At 39.1% G+C, this 14,374-nt stretch carries 15 protein-coding genes; 7 read left to right on the top strand and 8 right to left on the bottom strand.

Annotated features, from left to right (window positions below; all coding sequences use genetic code 11):
* Positions 1-184: 184 nt before the first annotated feature.
* Positions 185-1,468 carry a dihydrolipoamide acetyltransferase family protein gene (locus CK510_RS14625; protein WP_095722398.1) on the bottom strand — a complete coding sequence of 428 codons (1,284 nt, stop codon included), beginning with the start codon at positions 1,466-1,468 and terminating at the stop codon, positions 185-187.
* Between the two features lie 551 nt (positions 1,469-2,019).
* Here CK510_RS14625 and CK510_RS14620 point away from each other — a divergent pair.
* Positions 2,020-2,502, top strand: coding sequence for a hypothetical protein (locus CK510_RS14620; protein WP_342745963.1), 483 nt, complete (start codon positions 2,020-2,022; stop codon positions 2,500-2,502).
* An 85-nt stretch (positions 2,503-2,587) separates the two neighbouring features.
* Here the strand turns inward: CK510_RS14620 and CK510_RS14615 are convergent, their stop codons facing one another.
* Positions 2,588-3,034, bottom strand: a complete 447-nt coding sequence (locus CK510_RS14615; RefSeq protein ID WP_095722397.1) for a YlqD family protein — start codon at positions 3,032-3,034, stop codon at positions 2,588-2,590.
* 42 nt (positions 3,035-3,076) lie between these two features.
* Positions 3,077-5,053 carry an AMP-dependent synthetase/ligase gene (locus CK510_RS14610; RefSeq protein ID WP_095722396.1) on the bottom strand — a complete coding sequence of 659 codons (1,977 nt, stop codon included), beginning with the start codon at positions 5,051-5,053 and terminating at the stop codon, positions 3,077-3,079.
* A gap of 341 nt (positions 5,054-5,394) precedes the next feature.
* On the opposite strand from CK510_RS14610, the gene CK510_RS14605 reads away from it, so the two are divergent.
* Both CK510_RS14605 and CK510_RS14600 read left to right on the top strand, forming a co-directional pair.
* Positions 5,395-5,640 (top strand): hypothetical protein, encoded by a 246-nt coding sequence (locus CK510_RS14605; protein ID WP_095722395.1) that lies wholly within the window; start codon positions 5,395-5,397, stop codon positions 5,638-5,640.
* A gap of 222 nt (positions 5,641-5,862) precedes the next feature.
* A complete protein-coding gene (locus CK510_RS14600; protein ID WP_095722394.1) occupies positions 5,863-6,045 on the top strand; it encodes a hypothetical protein in 183 nt (60 codons plus the stop codon).
* A gap of 574 nt (positions 6,046-6,619) precedes the next feature.
* Here the strand turns inward: CK510_RS14600 and CK510_RS14595 are convergent.
* The 3 genes from CK510_RS14595 to folD all read right to left on the bottom strand — a co-directional run bounded on the left by CK510_RS14595 (position 6,620) and on the right by folD (position 9,301).
* Positions 6,620-7,075 carry a divergent PAP2 family protein gene (locus CK510_RS14595; protein WP_095722393.1) on the bottom strand — a complete coding sequence of 152 codons (456 nt, stop codon included), beginning with the start codon at positions 7,073-7,075 and terminating at the stop codon, positions 6,620-6,622.
* A 280-nt stretch (positions 7,076-7,355) separates the two neighbouring features.
* Positions 7,356-8,282: a geranylgeranyl diphosphate synthase CrtE gene (crtE, locus tag CK510_RS14590; protein ID WP_095722392.1), complete on the bottom strand. Its 927-nt coding sequence runs from the start codon at positions 8,280-8,282 to the stop codon at positions 7,356-7,358.
* Positions 8,283-8,419: 137 nt separating this feature from the next.
* Positions 8,420-9,301 carry a bifunctional methylenetetrahydrofolate dehydrogenase/methenyltetrahydrofolate cyclohydrolase FolD gene (gene folD, locus CK510_RS14585; protein WP_095722391.1) on the bottom strand — a complete coding sequence of 294 codons (882 nt, stop codon included), beginning with the start codon at positions 9,299-9,301 and terminating at the stop codon, positions 8,420-8,422.
* Positions 9,302-9,496: 195 nt separating this feature from the next.
* Here folD and CK510_RS14580 point away from each other — a divergent pair, with 195 nt between their 5' ends.
* From CK510_RS14580 to CK510_RS14565, 4 genes are all read left to right on the top strand, one after another.
* Entirely contained in the window at positions 9,497-9,922 is a 426-nt protein-coding gene (locus tag CK510_RS14580; protein ID WP_245912154.1) for a hypothetical protein, read from the top strand.
* A gap of 61 nt (positions 9,923-9,983) precedes the next feature.
* The gene (locus tag CK510_RS14575; RefSeq protein WP_281257027.1) at positions 9,984-10,400 is read left to right on the top strand and encodes an NUDIX hydrolase; all 417 of its coding nucleotides are present in this window, start codon (positions 9,984-9,986) and stop codon (positions 10,398-10,400) included.
* A gap of 66 nt (positions 10,401-10,466) precedes the next feature.
* Complete coding sequence (locus CK510_RS14570) at positions 10,467-11,534, top strand: AI-2E family transporter (protein WP_095722390.1); 1,068 nt, start codon at positions 10,467-10,469, stop codon at positions 11,532-11,534.
* A gap of 86 nt (positions 11,535-11,620) precedes the next feature.
* Positions 11,621-12,886, top strand: a complete 1,266-nt coding sequence (locus tag CK510_RS14565) for an AAA family ATPase (protein ID WP_095722389.1) — start codon at positions 11,621-11,623, stop codon at positions 12,884-12,886.
* A 479-nt stretch (positions 12,887-13,365) separates the two neighbouring features.
* On the opposite strand, the gene CK510_RS14560 is transcribed toward CK510_RS14565, so the two are convergent.
* Both CK510_RS14560 and CK510_RS14555 read right to left on the bottom strand, forming a co-directional pair.
* Positions 13,366-13,590 (bottom strand): DUF6737 family protein, encoded by a 225-nt coding sequence (locus CK510_RS14560; protein ID WP_095722388.1) that lies wholly within the window; start codon positions 13,588-13,590, stop codon positions 13,366-13,368.
* 31 nt (positions 13,591-13,621) lie between these two features.
* Entirely contained in the window at positions 13,622-14,281 is a 660-nt protein-coding gene (locus tag CK510_RS14555) for a pentapeptide repeat-containing protein (RefSeq protein ID WP_095722387.1), read from the bottom strand.
* Positions 14,282-14,374: the final 93 nt, after the last annotated feature.

Below are 14,374 nucleotides of genomic sequence, written 5' to 3'. Positions count from 1 at the left end.
GTGCAATATGAATAAGGTAAAACAATAAAATAAAGTAAAACAATAAAATAAGGTAAAACAATAAAATAAGGGCAAACAACCGTTTGCCCCTACTAAAAAAATCTATTTTACTTAATTGGGGATTTCCAGAAAATAAAATATCCCAATCGTATCATTTGTAAGACGGGGATTATCCCGTACCTAACTACATTGTTAACGATTGTGCGTTTGTTTCAATTAACTTCGACAAATCTTGCAAAAAAGCGGCAGCATGGGAACCGTAAATAATTCGGTGATCGCAGGTAATATTTACTTGCATTTGCGGCTTCACACCAAACATTCCATCAGCAGTGGCAACAACTTGCGATCGCGATGCTCCAATTGCCAAAATCGAACCCTGTCCTGGTGGTAAAATAGCATCAAATGTATCTACACCAAACATTCCCAAATTGGAAACGGTGAAAGTACCTGTGGTATATTCTTCCGGTTGCAGTTGTTTTGCTCTAGCACGTTCAACCAAAGATTTCCAGTTGCGGGAAAGCGAGTAAATATCGATTTGGTCAGCATTTTGCAATACTGGGGTAATCAATCCACCATCATCCATTGCCACAGCAACAGCGATATTGATGCCAGAGTGATAAACAATACCTTGGTCAGAATAACTAGCATTTAATAAAGGATGTTTTTGTAACGTTACCGCAACAGCTTTCGCTAGTAATGCGGTCATAGTTACGCCTTTTGATTTAATTTGCTTGTATAGTTTGTCGAGTGCGTCGGTAGTGATGGTATAACCAACACGGAACTCCGGTACTCCCAGACTGGCAACCATTCCGCGAATAACAGCGTTTTGCAGCGTCGTAAATGGGGTTATTTGTCCGGGAACTACAGCGACTGGTGCGGGTTTTGGCGCGATCGCAGCAACTGGTGTTGTAACTGGTGCAATAATTGGGGTTACAGTAGGAGGTGCAGAAACTTTACCAGCAGCAGCTTCCACATCTTCAGCAACAATACGACCAAAAGGACCACTTCCTGCGATCGCATTTAAATCGACTTTGAATTCTTTTGCCAATTTTTTTGCACGAGGAGAAGCTACAACTCTACCTTCGCGATGGTTTGAGCCATTTTGAGTCGCAGTCACAGGTTCGACAACTGCGGTTGCACTTCCACCACTACTTGCTGCTACTGGTATTAATACTGGTGTTGATGTTGTTGAGCTTGCTTTTGCGATCGCATCGGCAATTTCCGCTTCAGTTTCGGCAATAAACGCGATCGCATTTCCAACAGGTGCAGAATTGCCAGCTGGAACTAAAATATGTGCTAGATATCCTTCATAAAAGGACTCCACATCCATATCTGCCTTATCCGACTCGACAACCACTACTGTTTCACCCTTCTCCACTTTATCCCCAGGGGATTTCTCCCAGGAAACAATTTTACCTTCAGTCATGGTGGAACTAAGTGCGGGCATGAATACTTCGTAAATGCTCATGGGAGTAGTTGGTTAAATCGATACGATAATTGTGGGAATGAACAGCAGATGAATGCCAGATAGAATTGTAGCTTGAATTTGGGATTAGGGATTGGAGATTAGGCATTATTTCCTTAATACCTCCATCTCTCTTTTTGCCCTTTCCGGATTTTTAGAAGCATAACATTAACCTGTTTTATATAAAATTTGTATGAAGAAATCACAAAAACTTCCCCAAAAGCCATAATCCAAAATCTAAAATTGCTAGGAGGAACTATACTACACTCACTCGGTCTATAGATAATGTATTTGTGGTGACGTGAAAACAAGATAATAGGGATTAGGCTCTAAAGTTAGGGGGGTGCGATAAAACCCTACATTAATTAATTCTGAATCCAGAATCCTGAATCCTAACTCCTAACTCCAGAATTCTGACTCCTAACTCCTAACAAAGAAGATTTATACCTAAAGCAATAGGAGGTTTGCTGACAAATAAGTATTAAAATGCCAAGTTGATTAACAAAAATCTTTGAAACATGGTTTTAATTATGTCGGCAAAGTTAAAGATTTTTATGATACTACTACTTAGTATCTTTGCCACAGCCACAGCTGGTTCTATTTTGACTAACCGCCAGCTAAATACAGCGATTTCCACAAATCAAAACGTGCAAGCGCAACAACCGCGTGTGGCAATTCCTACTACAAATCTAGCAATAAATCCAGAACGGGCAAAATATAAAACCATACCTTTAGAAAGTGTCAAATCTGGACTTCAGGGTAGTGATCCAGCATCATTAGCGATGGATGTATTTGATACTTATAAAAGCGATATGCCTCCGGGATTAAGCTCCGCTTATCGCACCAAACGCCAAGTCGAAGTCGTTTATCCATATGCCAATCAAGCTTTAGTCACTATTACCCAAAATGTAACAGTACGAAACTATCCCACTACTATCCGCTACCGTGTTGAACTCACTAGTTTTGGTATAACTATACTTGCTAATTCTCCTCCCATGTGGAAAATAGTTTGGGTTGGTTTGCAAGAACAAAAATAGGAGTTAGGAATTAGGAGTTAGGAATTAGGAATTAGAAATGTAAGAACAATAACTCTTAACTCTTAATTCCTAACTCCTAACTTAATTAAACGTCACCGCGAATTTCTTCAACGATGCCATCACGCAAAACAATTTCTACTTGCAACTTGTTAATCAAGTTATCACCAGGTTCAACACGGAAAAAACCTTCCATTTGGAACTGGTTTACTTCTTCGTCTAAGTTCAACATCTGAACTTGTTGAAGGTTTTGCAAACTCTGGTTTTTTTGTTCCAGGAGTTCGCTTTTCTTCTCGTTTACCTGTCCTTGAATATTATCAATTTGTTGCAAGGTTTGGGGTCCAGGAGGTTGCATTGATTGCTTTTGAATTTCGGCAACCGCTCTTTGTCCTTGGATGTCCAGTTGTTGTAATTGCTGGTCGATTTGGATGATTTGAGCTTGGAGTTGTTGCTGTACTTCATCCTTCCAAAGCGTGGTGACAATCGCTTTGACGTTGACAGAGCGTTTTAAAAGTAGTTGTTTGGACACGTCCATAAATGTTTCACGTTCACTCGTTAGTTTGCAATTGTGGAGGCTTTAGGCGAACATGTTGTTAATCGTATCGCAATAGCGCTCCATCACAACATGTCGCTTAATACTCAGCTTCTGTGTCATCATGCCATTTTCAATCGAAAATGGCTCCAGTATTAGTCTGAACTGATTAATGCGATCGTCTGAACGATAGCCAGGACGATTCTGCACTTCTCGATTCATTTCTTGGCGAAATAAATCCTGGACAATTTTACTCTCCAGATTTACTTTTTGGCTGCCTGCCAGTGTAACATTGTCGGATTGTATACACAGTTGCAAATTTTGTGATTCTGCCCATTTTGCCAAGGTTTCAACATTGGGAACAATTAAAGCCCCAATACTGCGTTGATCTTGTCCGACGAGCATAATTTGGTCAATATAGAGCGATCGCAAACAAGCATCTTCGATTGGTTGCGGTTCGATATTTTCGCCATTGGTTAATACAATCGTATCCTTGGCACGTCCGGTTAAAATTAGGTCTTTATTCTCACTCTCCCAACCCAAATCACCGCTATCAAACCAACCTTGGCTATCAATGGCTTTTGCAGTCGCGATAGGATTTTGATAATAACCCTGCATTATTTGTGGTCCACGCAACAACACTAAACCCTTTTCCCCCATCCCTAAGGGTTTGCGTGTCTCTAGGTCAACAATTTTTACTTCGGTTCCCGGTACTGGCTGTCCTGCCGCACCTCTGACATTTCGCCATTTTCTTCGTACATGGGTGACAGGAGAGGTTTCAGTTAATCCATAACCGACCAAAATATCAACTCCCACTATCTCAAAAAACAAGTCGATGTGGCGAGGTAATGCACCACCACCACTAACCATTTGCTTAACCTTTCCCCCTGTCGCTTCTCGAACTTTACTGTAAACTAGCTTTTCACCGACAGCATGTAACGGTGATAGTACAGTTGCTTGAATGCTCGCTGCTAAACGCTGTAAAGCCGATATGTGAAAATTATCCAAATCTAAACCTTCAGCAATACGTTTGGCTTTAATATACTTTTCGCTAATACCCAGTAAATTATTCACCAACCGTTGTTTTGAGGCAGGTTGCTCGCGAAACTGCTTCTGTACCCCCTCATAAATCGACTCCAACAAACGCGGCACAGCAATAATATAGTTGGGTTGAAATTTCTTCAAATCGGCTTTAATTGACCGCAAATTTGTGTATATCTGCGTACAAGCTTGACCAAAGAGAAAATACTCACAACTGCGCTCGTAACTATGCCAAGTCGGGAGAATACTTAAAACCATATCCCCTGGATTTGGCGTAACTATTGAACCCAAGGATGTCACCTGATGCATCAAATTTGCATGGTTGAGCATTACACCTTTAGGCTTACCAGTTGTACCCGAAGTATAAATTAAAGTTGCTAAATCCTCCCGCTTCCGTTGGACGGATTGGAAATTATGCTGTTTGCCAATTTCCATCAATTGACTAAAATTCAACACCTTTAAGCTGTCATCGCTTTCTGGTTGTTCCTCCGAAAGCAAAACAACAAACTCAATTGGTAATTCATTTAAACCCTGACGCAGCTTTTTCAAGGTTTTCAAATCTTCCAATACTAAAGCTGTGCTGCCACTATTGGCGATAATAAATAGTAATTCCTCTCGTTCTGCCAAGGAACTCCGTACTGCATTCACCGCTCCAGCCATCATAATTCCTTGGTCAGCAATTAACCAACTAGGAGAATTATCCGAAAGTAAGGAAATCATATTTCCTGGATTCACTCCCAAAGCTTGCAACCCAGAGGCAAAACACTGAATTCTCTCATATAGCTGGGTATATGTAAAAGCAACTTCTGGCTTGGCATGGGGGTCACGAACTGCAACAATGTTTGGGTGTCGTTTTGCTACCACAGCCCAAATTTCTGGCAATGTTTGCACGTCAGAATAATCAATCAAATCCTTGGCAACACGACGTTCTTGCTCTGTATAGGTTGAGAAAAAACTTGGGTCAACAGATGTTTTTACCATAACCACCTCACTTAAAAATTAAGCATATTTTACACACAGCAGATTTCGCTATTTAGCTAAGATATCTGATTAAAACCATACAATCTCTTCTCTCTGCTTTTCTTTAGGAATCTGGATTTATCCATCGAGAATACTCTATGCTGTGATAGACTATTATCAGTAAATAGCTATATAACTAAATAGCAACAGTAGCTGAGGTTGAATCGGTAGCACAAAGTGCTTCCTCTCAAAGACCGCTTTTCCAATATGAATTTTAGATTGTTTTTTGGGGATTGGATTGTATAGTAACCAAAATCCAAAAATTCACTGATTTTCTGCGATCGCACAAGAGGTAATTAACAATGAATTCGATGGATATTCTGTTTCTAACTTTGGCAAGCACAATTGCTTGTGTGGCATTACCGAGATTAATATCAATAATTATGGTGATGGGAGCTAAGTCAATTCAACAACATCATGTTATTACTTTGCAAAAAGCTAGCCATGATGTGGTGACTAGTTTTCCCTTCTGCACAACCTACAGTCTAACCAGCACTCCGTCGTGTAAATTTAGTCCACATTTCTGTGGTAAATGTTCACACCAATAATTGAATCAGAAAGGGGGAGATTTTCCGCAATTGGGCATGGTATTTCCAGCTAAATCTCAAATTATTTATCAAAGCATCCCCCTTTAGACATAATTTAACTATTGAAATATTATTTTTTCCTGATGATAGTCTTTATAAATTACCAATATTCCCGCTAACTATTATTTAGTATTCTGTTGCAAACTAATAAATAGAACCTAATCTTCAAAATGGAGATTTTCTATGACATTGGTGGATATTCTATTCCTCACTGCCGTGAATGCGATCGCTTGCATTATTTTACCGAAATTTTTGTTCACAATTTCTACAGCGAAGTACAAACAGGTAAAACCACCATCAGAAAATATTGAACTCAACAGAACAAGTACAACAGATAGTACAGAAGTCCCCAGTTTCCCTTATTAGCAATTGAGTATGCAAACCCAAAATCAGCACAACAAGCGACACAAATAGACAGCAAACTGAATTGACGCGACATTCCTAACCCAGCTTTTTCCACAATAGAGAAACTGGGTTAGGAATATCTGTATCCCAAGCCAACCGTAGGGGTGGGGTCTCCCCACCCTTCGCATGATAGTGTTGGGAAGTATGTGATTTGAAGATTTTATTTCCTGGAAGTTCCTTTCTGTAAGGGAACACCAAAAAATAGATTGTCCCAGTATATAAGGGGCGGGGATACCCTACGAATGATAGTGTTGGTAAGTATATGATTTGAAGATTTTATTTCCTGGAAGTTCCTTTTTGTAAGGGAACACCAAAAAATAGATTGTCCCAATATATAAGGGGCGGGGATACCCTACGAATAATACGATTGATAATTATATAATTGGGGTATTTTATTTTCTGGAAGTTCCTAAGTATACTAAAAACGGGTTACAACTATACTTTTAGATTGCATAAAAACCTTAAAGATGCAACATAAGTCAGCATGACAAAAGTTCAGTTTTTACCCGTGGGCAGTATATCTAAATAATCACAATTAATAAGCAGCTCTCGCTAGCCAAGATATAGTAATACCCAAAACCGAACCAGCAATTACTTGAAACGGTGTATGTCCAAGTAATTCCTTGAGACGATCTTCCTTAAATTCATGGTGTTCCTGGAATAATTCATCTATCATTTGGTTGAGGATGCGTGCTTGCTTGCCTGCTGCTTGACGAACCCCTGCCGCATCGTACATCACAATAATGGCAAAAACCATTGCAACTGCAAAGTCTGGGGTTTGCCAACCTAATGTTTGCCCAACTCCTGCTGCTAAAGCTGTAACTAAAGCTGAATGGGCACTCGGCATTCCTCCAGTGGTGACTAATACCTGGACATTCAGTTTGCGGTTTTTTATGATTTCGATCGCAAGTTTCAGAACTTGAGCAATTAGACAAGCAATGAGGGCAACTAGCAGCACTCGGTTATTTAAGATGTCGCCTATGTCCTGCATGGTATTTTAGATAGGGAAAGCAAATAATAGCAGTGTTCATTGTCAGAAAAAAAGTCTTGAATGCAACCAGACAGAAAAAAGTCAGCAAAACAAAGTCAGCAGAACGGGATAACTTTTGTTGCAGGCTGTCAGGGAATTTACCACAGAGAAAAAATAGTCTTGCTAATCGATCTGCGAATCTTTAATTTATGAATTTTTAAACCCACAGATTTCAAAATTAGAAGACGACTTCGAGTCACCCCGTTTTTAAGCTGTATAGATACTTTTCCTTGTCAGTTTCTTAGCGATCGCGACTGGTGATAAAATGCGCCAAAGCAATCAGTGGCTGTGCTTTTTCACCATAGGGTTTGAGTTCGGCACAAGCTTCTTCAATCAATTGGTTCGCTTTTTGACGGGAATCTTCAATTCCCCAGAGACTAGGATAGGTGACTTTCTGTGCTTTTAGGTCTTTACCTACGGATTTACCAAGTTTCTCCTGGGTAGAAGTTATATCCAGAATGTCGTCAATTATCTGGAAAGCTAGCCCGATATTTTGCGAGTAACGGGACAAACTTTGGATATTTTCTGGTGAAGCACCTGCCAAAATTCCCCCACAAACCACACTAGCTTCTAACAGTGCGGCAGTTTTGTGGTTGTGGATGAAGTTGAGGGTTTCTAAGGAAGTATCTGTTTTCCCTTCACATTCTAAATCGACGACTTGACCACCAACCAAACCAGCAGCACCCGTTGCCCGTCCTAAACGGAAAATTACTTGCAAAATCCTATCTGGGGGAACGTTTTTGGTTTCAGTGACAACATGCTCAAAGGCATATGCCAGCAAACCATCCCCTGCTAAAATTGCGATATCCTCACCATAAACCTTGTGATTTGTCAACTTGCCCCGTCGATAATCGTCATTATCCATTGCGGGCAAATCGTCATGAATTAGGGACATTGTGTGAATCATTTCCAAAGCGCAGGCTGTGGGCATGGAAATTTCAATTGTGCCCCCGATCATTTCGCAGGTAGCAATGCATAAAATCGGACGTAACCGTTTGCCTCCAGCTAGCAATGAATAGCGCATTGCTTCGTAGATTTTGTCTGGGTAGTTCATGGGAACAGCTTTGTCCAGTGCTGTTTCGCAAAGTTGCTGTCTTACCTTGAGATAGGAAAGAAGGTCAAACTTGGTTTCGGTTGAAGTTGTCTGAATATTATCGGCTGCTACCATGCTAAGTTTCCTTGGACTTTTGTCATCTAGGTTAGAATTGTAAGGGAGTAAGTTGAGTTTTGATGATTAATTGTTATTTGTTAATGCTTAGGTATTTCCTACTGTACAGACGGGTAATTTCGCATTTCTACTAATAACTATTCCATAATCTCAACTTTTTTGAGATAACTAGAAACAGTATTTTGTAGTAACATCGCCACAGTCATAGGTCCGATACCTCCAGGAACGGGGGTAATATATTCAGCAACAATCGAAACTGACTCAAAGTGGACATCTCCGATTAAGCTACTGTTGCCGTCCGCATCGACTATGCGATTTATTCCCACATCTACCACAATTGCGCCCGGTTTCACCATCTCGCGGGTAATAAGTTCACGAATTCCCACAGCCGCAACAAGGATATCTGCTGTTTGACAGATAGATTCGAGGTCGTGCGATCGCGAATGTGCTACTGTCACGGTGGCATTTTTTTCCAATAGCATTAAGGCAAGGGGTTTACCAACTAAGATGCTGCGTCCAACTACTACGGCTTGTTTCCCTTGTAGTTCTATTTTATATTCTTCTAAAAGCCGCATCACTCCAGCAGGGGTACAACTCCGTAAACCTGCTTCCCCTCGCACCAGTTTTCCCAAATTTAGGGGATGTAATCCATCTACGTCTTTATCGGGTTCGATTTTGTGTAGCAGTTCTACCGAGTTTAAGTGTGCGGGTAGGGGTAATTGCACGAGGATACCATCAACCCGTTCGTCTTGGTTAAGTGCGGCAATTTCCGCTTCCAGTTCGGCTTGGCTTGTATTCGTGGGAAAATGCCTACCAAAGGAGTTAATCCCTACTTTTTGACAAGCACGTTCTTTTCCCCGTACATAGGCAGCAGAAGCGGGATTATCACCAACCATGAGTACAGCTAAACCAGGAGAACGTCCAATTTGGGACTGTACCTTGGTAATTGCTGTCGATAGTTCCTGCTGAATTTTGGCAGATAATGCCTTTCCATCAAGTATTTTGGCTGTTTGCATCATTAATTGGGCATTGGGGATGGGGGATGGGGGAATGGGAATGGGTAAACATTATTGGCAATGCTTGATACCCTTTTCTCTCCATAAGTAAATATCTTCTCAGATTCCTTGCCTCAGTAGTAGAGTGTATTTCCAAAATTAAAAAGCGTGGTATTTTTGGAAACTAGCTCGATTAAAATAGCGACAAGACAGATACTGATGTCAAATTCAAATTTATCCCACGTTCAAATTTGGGGTGCTATGGAACAAGTACACTTTTTTTACCGTTCTTTCTCTGTATTTCGTAGGACTCTGGCTCTATTTTTCTTGTCTGGGTTAGCGGGTTGTGGGAATGTGAATATTTCGAGTATGAATGCGATTGGTGCGAATATCACGCCAATTCGGCAATTAACGCCGCAGCAAAATAACACCACTGTCTATATTCAAGGCAAAATCGAAAAGCATATACCCCTATTGAACAAGCACGCTTATCAGTTAAAAGATTCTACTGGTTCGATTGTGGTTTTAACCAATCAAACCGATTTACGTGTGGGTTCGCAAGTTGTTTTTAAAGGTCAACTTCGCTACAAGAGTATTCCTTTAGCTGGACAAGAACAGGGAGGAATATATCTGGAAGAAAAGTAATAATTAATACTAGCGATGATTCTATAAATAATTATGAATAAATGATGAGGAGAATAAAGAAGTGGCTGAAGTTGCAATCGCAATTTTATATCGGGATGGAAAGTTTCTCATGCAACTGCGGGATAATATTCCGACTATCCTTTATCCGGGATATTGGGCTTTGTTTGGAGGACATATTGAACCGGGGGAAACTCCAGAAGTGGCAGTACAACGGGAAATATTAGAGGAGATTGGCTATAATTTGCCTTCTACATTTACTTTTTTTGGTTTTTATCCAGATGAAAAAGTCATGCGTCATGTTTTTCACGCACCTCTGGAAGTAGAATTTAATCAGCTAGTTCTCAATGAGGGGTGGGATATGGGTTTGTTAACACCTGAACAGATTGATAAAGGTGTTTGTTATTCTGAAAATGCCCAAGAAGAACGTCTTTTAGGACCAGTACATCAAAGAATTTTACAAGATTTTATTAATTCGTAATTCAATATTTAAGAAAGATGACCCATCGGGTAGTCTCTACGTCATGAATCATAACTTAAAATAACGATGCAAGTTACCAAATTACCTCGATGGTTAAGTATTGGAATCGCTTTTCCCCTTGCCATTCTCAATGGTTGGGTATTGCTACAGTTTGTTCAGTATTTTCAACCATTAGTTAATGTTTTTGTTGCTGCAATATTACTCGCATTTATTCTTGACTATCCCATCGAATTTTTCCAAAGCCAAGGGATAAAAAGAAAACTTGCGATCGCAGGAGCATTGTTACTGACAATTGTCTTGGTTGTGGCTTTAGGTATAACCCTTGTACCACTGATTCTCGAACAAATTTACGAACTCGCAAATGCTCTGCCGACTTGGATTGAATCGGGTTCGCAACAATTACAAGCTTTTCAAGATTGGGCACTCAAACAGCAGGAATTACCAATCAATATTAGTGGTTTAATCACTCAACTTGTAGACCGTTTATCCAGTCAATTACAAACTTTTACAGGTCGTATTCTCAGTATTGCTGTTGATACAATTGGGACGCTGGTAAATGTACTGCTAACAGTAGTATTAACAATCTATATGGTATTAAACGGTGACAAACTTTGGGACGGTATTTTTCAATGGTTTCCAGCACATATAAGCACTCAAGTTAGACAATTACTACGTGAAGATTTTCAAAATTATTTTATTGGTCAAGCATCATTAGGTGCAATTCTTTCAGTTACATTAATACTAGTATTTTTATTGCTGCAAATACCTCTAGCTTTGTTATTTGGACTGACAATCGGCTTCTTTTCACTTTTCCCTTTTGGTACAACTATTGGTATTCTAATAGTAGCTTTATTAGTCGGTTTACAGAATTTTTGGTTAGGTGTAGAATTGCTCGCTGTTTCAGTGGGAATCGACCAAATTAACTCTAACTTTATTGCTCCTAGAATACTCGGTAATTTAACAGGTTTGAATCCTGTATGGGTAGTAATTTCATTATTAATTGGAGCTAAATTGGGAGGGATTATTGGATTGTTAGTGGCGATACCTTTAGCTAGTTTTATCAAAGAACTTGCCGATAGATGGCGTGCAGGAGTGTTTAAAGTTGAATCATTGCCAAGTTTTGATAAAAATTGAGAAACTACAATCAAGCTGAGGAAAACCCAGATGTTTTAATTGATAAATCAAGGGACAATTGAAGTAATATTTATTTTGAAGTGGGTATGCTCAAGCGACTCTTTCTAAAAAACTGGAAAAGTTTTCGTTATGCGGAATTACCGCTTTACCCACTTACGGTTTTAGTAGGTACAAATGCTAGTGGAAAATCAAATCTAGTCGAAGCATTTGAATTTTTAAAACGTATAGTTGATGGACATCAAATCGAAACCGCATTAGGAGGGGATAAAATACTTGCTCCTATTCGTGGTGGTGTTAGCTGGGCAGCACTGAAACCCGAACGAGAGTTTACTTTGAAAGCATTAGTTCGTGGAGAAGGGGAACAAATAGACTACTTATATGGTGTCACAGTGGGAACAAAACCTGATGCCATGATTCTCGAAGAAAAAATCACCTGTCGTGAATATCAACGGGATAAAAAGACAATTATATTTGAACGAGATTTTGTAACCAGTTACGTCGATTCTAAGTGCGATCGCAAAAATATTCTCAAGATTGCTACCCATCATAAAAACGCACGTTGGACTCTACCTAGTAATAATAAGTCGATTCTAACCTATTTTAAAAATACATACGTCCTTGATAATGTTTCTGAAGTTAATCACGTTATTGAAAATCTCGAAAAAATCTATATATTTAATCCGATTCCTGCCAAGATGCGAGATTTTTCACAACTTTCTAAAACTTTGGAAAGTGATGCTTCTAATTTAGCTGGTGTAATTGCTGGACTTTCATCACGCAAACAGGAAGAAGTTGAAAATACACTATTAGAATATGCGCGTGGTTTACCTGCAGGAAATATCTTAAAAGTTTGGGCAGAACCTGTTGGTAGATACGCTAGCGATGCGATGTTATATTGCGAGGAAGAATGGACAAATGGACAAGTTCAAGAAATTGATGCTCGGAGTATGTCTGATGGTACATTGAGATTTATTGCCATTCTAACGGCTCTTTTAACAGTACCAGAACGCAGTCAATTAATTTTTGAAGATGTTGATAATGGGTTACATCCTTCCCGTGCTGAATTACTTGCGAGAATGCTGTATGAAATTGGTAGAAAACGCCAAATCGACATTTTGGTAACTACTCACAACCCAGCTTTACTTGATGCATTTGGCGCTGATATTGTGCCTTCGGTGGTTGTTGTCCATCGTGATATTACTACAGGTGAAAGTAGGTTGACACGATTGCAGGATATTGAAAGTTTACCCAAGTTAATGGTAACTGGTGCATTGGGACAATTAACTACGGAAGGAACTATTGAGAAGAGTTTGGGAAATGAAAAAATAGATAGGCAAAGGGAGAAAAAGTAAGTTTTTACTAAGAGGTTGTTTGAAAAGTCTCCTTCTATGTCATGCTGAGGAACGTTCGCGCTACTCTACGAGAAGTCGAAGCGCCTACGCGTTCCCGTAGAGTAGCATCTCAGTATGTGGGCTAAACTCCAGATTTTATCCTTCGGGAACGCTAAGAGTATGTTTGAAAAGTCGGACAAGGTATAAATTGTCATTCTGAGTGGAGTCTTACGGAACGTACGCGCTACGCGTTGCCGCAGGCTAGAATCTTGCGTTTCATGCGTATATTGAGATGCTGAGTCCCAAGGGGACACGCTACGCGAACGTGCCTCAGCATGACATTTCGGGGTACTTTTCAAACATCCTCTAAGAGCGTAGCTTGCTTCTCCGTTTCGGAGTACGCTCCACTTCGTTTCGCTTAGAATGACAAATTATACCTTCCCAAACTTTTCAAACATGCTCTAATATCCCCAACTTCTTAGAGGGGATATAAAATTAAATCACTCAGATTTTAAATCACCACTACTCGCGATTAATTTGGGATAAATAAATATAAAAAATATCATCCAAGTTAACATAGGAATTGCGACAATGATAGTTAACCAGATAATTTTAAAGATTAACCAGCTAGCGCTAATTATAATTACAGTAGTGAGAAATATTGACCAAGGTTGACACCACCAAGGTTTATAATTCCAGATATTAATTGATTTTTCTTCTGTCATTTTTGACCTCAAATTATCTAACTATCTCTATTTATTCATCAACAGCCTTTACTATTACATTTGTGTACCGTTGAAGGATATAACCAGCTTGAAATATATCCACGATCGCACCTTGAAGCTGGTTGATGTTAATTTGTAATCCTTCTATCTCAGAACCGCGAAAATCTGTATGATTAAATTTAGCATTAGTAAGTGCAACATTATCCATTTGGCAATTAATAAATTTTACATTTTTTAATACAGTATCTGAAAAAATTGCATCTTTAAGCATACAATCCTCAAATATTACTCGCTCAAATTTAGTAAAATTAAATTGCGATAGTTCCCCTTGGCAACCTTTAAAAAGAACATTCTTAAATCTGGATTTTATTGCTCTCAATCCTAATAATCGACAGTTAACAAACTCTACTCTATTTAAAGAAGCCTCTTCTAATTCTGTATTCGCAAAATCACTCTTATTAATTTGAATATCCTGTAAATCTAGCCTTTTAAAATAAGTATTGACAACTTTAGTATTGTCAAAATATACACAATTAAAACTTACTCCTTTATTTCCTTCTAGTTGGCAGCTTGATAAATATAAATTCTCATAGGTTTCTAATTCATCTAACTGGTTCTCTGGCATACCTCGATTCAGAGTTTCAGGTAAAGGTAAATTAGGAGATTCAATAAATTTATTTTTATGACGCATAATTTTTCAATATATTTTGATTAAATATACTTGATTAAATATATTTGAACATTCAAACTGCTTCAAATTATAAATTAAATCGTCATTTTATAC

Source organism: Brunnivagina elsteri CCALA 953, from assembly GCF_002289455.1.
Taxonomy (GTDB): Bacteria; Cyanobacteriota; Cyanobacteriia; order Cyanobacteriales; family Nostocaceae; genus Brunnivagina; species Brunnivagina elsteri.
This window is presented reverse-complemented; position numbering and strand designations above follow the sequence as displayed.

Coding starts and splice junctions, on each gene's coding strand:
- CK510_RS14625 (WP_095722398.1), bottom strand. CDS start 1,468: ATGAGCATTTACGAAGTATTCATGCCCGCACTTAGTTCCACCATGACT.
- CK510_RS14620 (WP_342745963.1), top strand. CDS start 2,020: ATGATACTACTACTTAGTATCTTTGCCACAGCCACAGCTGGTTCTATT.
- CK510_RS14615 (WP_095722397.1), bottom strand. CDS start 3,034: ATGGACGTGTCCAAACAACTACTTTTAAAACGCTCTGTCAACGTCAAA.
- CK510_RS14610 (WP_095722396.1), bottom strand. CDS start 5,053: ATGGTAAAAACATCTGTTGACCCAAGTTTTTTCTCAACCTATACAGAG.
- CK510_RS14605 (WP_095722395.1), top strand. CDS start 5,395: ATGAATTCGATGGATATTCTGTTTCTAACTTTGGCAAGCACAATTGCT.
- CK510_RS14600 (WP_095722394.1), top strand. CDS start 5,863: ATGACATTGGTGGATATTCTATTCCTCACTGCCGTGAATGCGATCGCT.
- CK510_RS14595 (WP_095722393.1), bottom strand. CDS start 7,075: ATGCAGGACATAGGCGACATCTTAAATAACCGAGTGCTGCTAGTTGCC.
- crtE (WP_095722392.1), bottom strand. CDS start 8,282: ATGGTAGCAGCCGATAATATTCAGACAACTTCAACCGAAACCAAGTTT.
- folD (WP_095722391.1), bottom strand. CDS start 9,301: ATGATGCAAACAGCCAAAATACTTGATGGAAAGGCATTATCTGCCAAA.
- CK510_RS14580 (WP_245912154.1), top strand. CDS start 9,497: ATGTCAAATTCAAATTTATCCCACGTTCAAATTTGGGGTGCTATGGAA.
- CK510_RS14570 (WP_095722390.1), top strand. CDS start 10,467: ATGCAAGTTACCAAATTACCTCGATGGTTAAGTATTGGAATCGCTTTT.
- CK510_RS14565 (WP_095722389.1), top strand. CDS start 11,621: ATGCTCAAGCGACTCTTTCTAAAAAACTGGAAAAGTTTTCGTTATGCG.
- CK510_RS14560 (WP_095722388.1), bottom strand. CDS start 13,590: ATGACAGAAGAAAAATCAATTAATATCTGGAATTATAAACCTTGGTGG.
- CK510_RS14555 (WP_095722387.1), bottom strand. CDS start 14,281: ATGCGTCATAAAAATAAATTTATTGAATCTCCTAATTTACCTTTACCT.